Below are 6,073 nucleotides of genomic sequence, written 5' to 3'. Positions count from 1 at the left end.
ATGTGGTCTAGGTCTCACTATTGTGTGGGTAACTCAAATTTGAGCAAAACTTATCCATATCCACAGATAATATTCATAAATATAGCGCTTATCACGTCACTAAGTTTGCTCCAATTGGGGATATGTGGAAAAATCAGTGTAATTAAAAATTTAGATAGAGGTTGGCCAGTGATAGATGGCGATGGTTACCGATTAAATGTTGGTATTGTAATCTGTAACAACCATGGTCAGGTCTTCTGGGCTAAACGATACGGGCAACATTCATGGCAATTTCCTCAAGGGGGAATAGATGAAGGTGAAACTCCGGAACAGGCAATGTACCGTGAGTTGTATGAAGAGGTTGGCCTTACTAAAAAGGATGTCAAGATCGTCGCGACAAGTCGTCATTGGTTACGCTACAAGCTACCCAAACGACTGGTTCGATGGGATTCTAAACCTGTCTGTATTGGACAAAAACAGAAGTGGTTCCTTTTACGCTTAGATTGCGATGAATCGCGTATCAATATGCAGCGTGGGAGTACACCTGAGTTTGATGGTTGGCGTTGGGTGAGTTACTGGTACCCAGTTCGACAAGTAGTTTCTTTTAAGCGAGATGTTTACCGTCGAGCGATGAAAGAGTTCGCATCTTTAGCAATGCCGTTTAAAGAGCGAAAAACAAAAGGAAAACGCAAATTGCGTAGAGGTTAAGCATGCTCAGTCAACTAAGGGAAATAGTTGAACACGTATCAAGAGTTGAAGATGTATCGACGGCACTTGATATTCTAGTTAAAGAGACATGCAGTGCGATGCAGACGGAATGTTGCACCGTGTATTTAGCCAATAATGATATGCAGCGCCTTGAGTTGATGGCAACTCAAGGCCTGATCTTTGAAGGTAATAGTATTCATATTGGTTTCGACGAGGGCTTAGTTGGCCTCGTGAAACGAAGTGCTGAACCTATTAACCTTGCACAAGCGTCTGCTCACCCTGCTTATAAGTTTTTTCCAGAACTTGGAGAAAACATTTACCACTCTTTTCTTGGTACTCCTATTATCCATCGCAAGCAAGTGCTTGGCGTATTGGTTATTCAACAAAAAACACCTCGTTTATTCAGCGAGATGGAAGAGTCATTCCTCGTTACGCTCTCAGCTCAACTTGCGGTTATTGTCGCTCACGCTCAAACCCAAGGTCATTGGCTGTTGGAACAACAAAAGCTGCCAGGCATCAAAGGTATTGCAGCTTCATCTGGAGTAGCGATTGGTGATCTGTGGTGGGACAACACCCAACCTGAATTAACGGATGTGTACCCTGCTTCGACGCTCAATATCGAGCGCGAGCAAGAGTTATTGGCAGTGGCGGTTGAGAATGCCCTCAATGACTTCAAGCGCATGCGAAAGCGTTTAGACAGTGAAATCAATAAAGACGCATTGGCGATCTTTGACCTGTTTACGCACTTACTCAACGATCCTATGTTGCGTAAGGATCTAAAAAGCCAGATTCAGAAAGGTGATAAAGCGGACTGGGCACTAAGACAGGTGGTTGAGAATTATTCCAATCGCTTTGCTCGTATGTCGGATGTTTATCTGCGTGAAAGGGCACAGGATATCCGAGAACTTGGCCAAAGGCTGTTGTACTTCCTCCATAACTCTGAATATGAGCTACGTACCTTAGATAAACCGATTATCCTGGTGGTTCGTGAGTTAACAGCTTCTGTATTAGCGTCGATTCCAAAAGAGAAGCTGTTGGCAGTGATCTCTTTGGAAGGGGCGGCGAACTCGCACGCTGCTATTTTATCTCGCGCGCTTGGTATTCCTTCGGTGATGGGAGTTAATATTAACCTCGAGCAGGCGAATGGTAAGCAAGCCATCGTCGATGGTTACAGTGGCGAGATCTTTATCGAGCCTACCAAGAACCTGCTCAAAGAGTATCGCGGGCTGATTCTTGAAGAGAGTGAACTCTCCTCAATGGTCAATCGCGAGCTGTATCTACCTGCGAAAACCCAAGATGATCAACAGGTCGAAATCCTACTTAATGCCGGCTTGAGCGCTGATACCAATATTGCCATCAACCAAGGCGTTGATGGGGTTGGCCTGTATCGAACGGAAATATCCTTTTTATTGCAACAACGTTTCCCATCAGAGGATGAACAGTTCAAGCAGTATCGTTCTGTACTTTCTAGCTACCCAAATAAGCAAGTGGTGATGCGTACGCTCGATATTGGTGGTGATAAGGCATTACCTTACTTCTCAATCGAGGAGGACAACCCATTCCTTGGCTGGCGTGGTATCCGCTTTACGCTGGATCATCCAGATATCTTCATTATCCAACTGCGTGCCATGTTGCGTGCGAGTTGTGAAAGCCACAACTTGAGCATTTTGCTACCGATGATCTCGGGCGCTCAGGAGTTGGATGACGCACTACAGTTGATTGAGCAAGCGTATGATGAAGTGCATGAACTTGATAACCGAGTGCGAATGCCTCGTATCGGTATCATGATTGAAGTGCCTTCGATGCTCTATCTGCTACCGCTTATTGCTGACAAGGTCGATTTTGTCTCTGTCGGCACCAATGACTTAACCCAATATTTATTGGCCGTTGATCGGAACAATTCCCGCGTCTCCGATGTCTATGAATCTATGCACCCGGCAGTGATCATGGCATTGAAACAGATTCATGATACTTGTAAGCAATATCAATTACCTGTGTGTATTTGTGGAGAGCTAGCTGGTGATCCAATGGGCGCATTGTTACTGCTTGGATTGGGTTATCAGACGTTAAGTATGAACACCTCGAATGTGGCTAGAACCAAGTATTTGATTCGTCAATCTAACTTGAGCGAATTACAGGATTTGGCAAATAAGGCACTTTCAAAGCCGTATGGCAGTGACATCTATAGTATGATGCTGAACTATTTCGAAGAGCGTGAATTTACAGGCTTCATTCGAGCAGGTAAAAAATAGGAATTAACGTGTCATATGAACTGATAGGCTTGCTGGCAGGCCTTGGTGCTGTTGTTGGTGTTTTAGCTGGCTTACTGGGCATTGGTGGTGGGTTGCTGGTGGTTCCGGCCTTACTGTTCTTGCTCCCGAAAGCGGGTATTCCTCAAGAGTTTGCAATGCAAATGGCATTAGCGACCTCGCTATCTACCATTATTGTTACGTCAGGATCGTCTGCGATTAACCACTTAAAGTTGGGTAACGTAGAGATATTTGTCGTGAAGTGGTTAATGCCAGGGGTTGTAGTTGGCGGTTTTCTCGGTTCTTTTGTAGCTGACGTTATTCCTTCTCAGTACTTGCCTAAAGTTTTTGGTGTGATTGTGTTAGTGCTAGCACTGCAGATGCTGTTGTCGATTCGCTCTAAGAGCCAGAAAGCGATGCCAGGCTCTGCGACAACCATGTTATGTGGTGGTGGTATTGGTTTGGTTTCAAGCCTAGCGGGTATTGGTGGCGGATCGTTGTCTGTACCTTTCCTTAACCATCACGGTGTGGAAATGCGTAAGGCGGTGGGTTCGTCTTCAGTGTGTGGTTTTGTTATCGCTATCTCTGGAATGCTAGGTTTTATTTGGCATGGCTCGTCTGTTGAGGGGCTGCCTGCGTTTAGCCTTGGTTATGTCTACCTACCTGCCTTGATTGCGATATCGTGTACATCAGTACTGACCACGCGAGTAGGGGCGAAGCTGGCAACACAATTACCAACACCAGTACTTAAGAAGTTCTTTGCGATATTTTTAATGTTTATAGCAGCGACCATGCTGCTGTAGTGTCTTTCGTTAGCGATTGAGCTAACCGTTATTCAATTTAGATAGAGAGCCAAGTATGTCTCAGGGTTTTATTGAATTCCCAAATATCGATCCTGTTCTTATTGAACTAGGACCAATCTCAGTTCGTTGGTACGGCCTAATGTACCTTGTCGGTTTTATGTTTGCTCTTTGGCTAGCAAATCGCCGAGCTGATCAGCCGGGTAGCGGTTGGACTCGAGAGCAAGTATCAGACTTATTGTTCGCTGGCTTTCTAGGTGTTGTACTTGGTGGTCGTATTGGCTACGTGTTGTTCTACAACTTTGACCTTTTCTTAGCGGATCCACTTTACCTATTTAAGGTATGGACTGGCGGCATGTCTTTCCACGGCGGTTTGCTTGGTGTTATTACCGCAATGTTCTGGTATGCGAAAAAGAATGGTCGCACTTTCTTTGGCGTGGCAGACATGATTGCACCATTGGTGCCTTTTGGTTTAGGCATGGGGCGTTTAGGCAACTTCATGAACAGTGAACTTTGGGGCCGTGTTACAGATGTGCCATGGGCAATCGTATTCCCGAATGGCGGCCCACTTCCTCGTCACCCATCTCAGCTTTATGAAATGGCGCTTGAAGGCATTGTACTGTTCTTCATCTTGAACTGGTTTATTAAAAAGCCGCGTCCTCTTGGTTCTGTATCAGGGTTATTCCTTGCAGGATATGGTACATTCCGCTTCTTAGTAGAATACGTACGTGAACCAGATGCACATCTAGGCTTGTTCGGCGGCTTTATCTCTATGGGACAGATCCTGTCACTGCCAATGGTTATCATCGGTTCGCTGATGATGGTTTGGGCATACAAGCGTGGTCACTACAAAGACGAATTACCACAACAAACGAAGTAAGGAATTGGTGTGAAACAGTATTTAGATCTCTGTCAGCGTATCGTTGATAACGGTACTTGGATTGAAAATGAACGCACGGGCAAGCGCTGCCTAACCGTGATCAATGCTGACCTTGAATATGATGTTGGTAACAACCAGTTCCCACTTGTCACAACGCGTAAAAGCTTTTGGAAAGCTGCGGTTGCTGAGCTGCTTGGCTACATCCGCGGTTACGACAACGCTGAAGATTTTCGCAAACTAGGTACAAAAACTTGGGATGCAAACTCTAACTTGAACGAAGCATGGCTGAACAATCCTTACCGTAAGGGTGAAGATGACATGGGCCGTGTTTATGGCGTTCAAGGCCGTGCATGGGCAAAGCCTGACGGTGGTCATATCGACCAGCTGAAGAAGATTGTCGATGACCTGACGAACGGTATCGATGACCGTGGTGAGATCTTAAACTTCTACAACCCAGGCGAGTTCCACATGGGCTGCTTGCGTCCGTGTATGTACAGCCACCATTTCTCTCTACTTGGTGACACTCTGTACCTAAACAGTACTCAGCGTTCTTGTGATGTACCACTAGGCCTGAACTTCAACATGGTTCAAGTGTATGTGTTCCTAGCGATCATGGCGCAAATCACCGGTAAAAAAGCGGGTGTGGCTTACCACAAGCTAGTTAATGCTCATATCTATGAAGACCAACTGGCACCTATGCGTGATATTCAGCTGAAGCGTGAGCCTTTAGCGGGCCCAACGTTCCACATCAACCCTGAGATTAAGTCTCTAGAGGATTTAGAAACTTGGGTAACGATGGATGACTTCTGGGTTGAAGGTTACGAGTGCCACGAAGCGATTAAGTATCCATTCTCGGTTTAATCGTATCCGTTTGTTTGATTGAAAGGCTGCCACTGTGCAGCCTTTTTTATTTAAGGGGGCAGTGATGAGTAACCGGGTCTCGATATGCGAAGATCAGGAGCAGATACGAGTAAACGAGACTAGGGATACGAAGAGCATCTTTAGTTTGAGAGGTAGGTTAGATATTAAATAAGAAAATCAGAGTTCGAGTTTTTCGCCATTCGTACCTGGCTTTATCTCTTCGTTACCCGTTTACTCTCATCTCGAATCTTTTTTCAATTCGTCATTCCCTAGACTGACGAAGGAAGGAGTAGGGAATCTCTTTCGTGGTGCGTTTGTGAGATTCCCTATCACGCTCGTTCCTCGCTGTAGGGAATGACGGATTTTTAGATGTGAGTAAACGGGGTTCGAGATGCGAAGAGCTAAGAGTAGAAACGAGTAAATGAGATTAGGAATACGAAAAGCATACCTAGGTTTGAGTCGGCGATATACCAAGTACGGCTATCACAGTTCGTGTTTTTCGTTACTTGCTTACCCGTACCTCTAATCTGCTTCTGGTTCTTCGCTCGCCACTCGCATTCGTTTTTATCTCTTCGCCACTCGTTCACTCGAATCCC

General features: G+C 45.5%; 6 protein-coding genes. 5 read left to right on the top strand and 1 reads right to left on the bottom strand.

Annotated features, from left to right (window positions below):
- The first annotated feature begins 168 nt into the window (after positions 1 to 168).
- From rppH to BCT81_RS17795, 5 genes are read left to right on the top strand one after another with little or no spacing between them, the layout of a single operon-like run.
- The gene (gene rppH / locus BCT81_RS17815) at positions 169 to 687 is read left to right on the top strand and encodes an RNA pyrophosphohydrolase (protein ID WP_004739545.1); all 519 of its coding nucleotides are present in this window, start codon (positions 169 to 171) and stop codon (positions 685 to 687) included.
- A 2-nt stretch (positions 688 to 689) separates the two neighbouring features.
- Positions 690 to 2,939, top strand: a complete 2,250-nt coding sequence (gene ptsP / locus BCT81_RS17810) for a phosphoenolpyruvate--protein phosphotransferase (RefSeq protein WP_102425320.1) — start codon at positions 690 to 692, stop codon at positions 2,937 to 2,939.
- 8 nt (positions 2,940 to 2,947) lie between these two features.
- Positions 2,948 to 3,739: a sulfite exporter TauE/SafE family protein gene (locus BCT81_RS17805; RefSeq protein WP_102425319.1), complete on the top strand. Its 792-nt coding sequence runs from the start codon at positions 2,948 to 2,950 to the stop codon at positions 3,737 to 3,739.
- 55 nt (positions 3,740 to 3,794) lie between these two features.
- Positions 3,795 to 4,616 carry a prolipoprotein diacylglyceryl transferase gene (lgt, locus tag BCT81_RS17800; RefSeq protein WP_102425318.1) on the top strand — a complete coding sequence of 274 codons (822 nt, stop codon included), beginning with the start codon at positions 3,795 to 3,797 and terminating at the stop codon, positions 4,614 to 4,616.
- Between the two features lie 9 nt (positions 4,617 to 4,625).
- Positions 4,626 to 5,477, top strand: coding sequence for a thymidylate synthase (locus BCT81_RS17795; RefSeq protein ID WP_102425317.1), 852 nt, complete (start codon positions 4,626 to 4,628; stop codon positions 5,475 to 5,477).
- 401 nt (positions 5,478 to 5,878) lie between these two features.
- Here BCT81_RS17795 and BCT81_RS29185 read toward each other — a convergent pair.
- Positions 5,879 to 6,073, bottom strand: a 195-nt coding sequence (locus tag BCT81_RS29185; RefSeq protein ID WP_157938875.1) for a hypothetical protein, incomplete at its 5' end; no start/stop codon positions are given.

Origin of the sequence: Vibrio sp. 10N.261.52.A1 (assembly GCF_002876325.1) — a bacterium.
Taxonomy (GTDB): Bacteria; Pseudomonadota; Gammaproteobacteria; order Enterobacterales; family Vibrionaceae; genus Vibrio; species Vibrio chagasii.
Note: the sequence above shows the minus strand (reverse complement) of the source record. Positions and strands in the feature narration are given on the sequence as shown.

Excerpts from the sequence above, each read along its gene's own strand:
- ptsP (WP_102425320.1), top strand. The coding sequence starts at position 690 with ATGCTCAGTCAACTAAGGGAAATAGTTGAACACGTATCAAGAGTTGAA.
- lgt (WP_102425318.1), top strand. The coding sequence starts at position 3,795 with ATGTCTCAGGGTTTTATTGAATTCCCAAATATCGATCCTGTTCTTATT.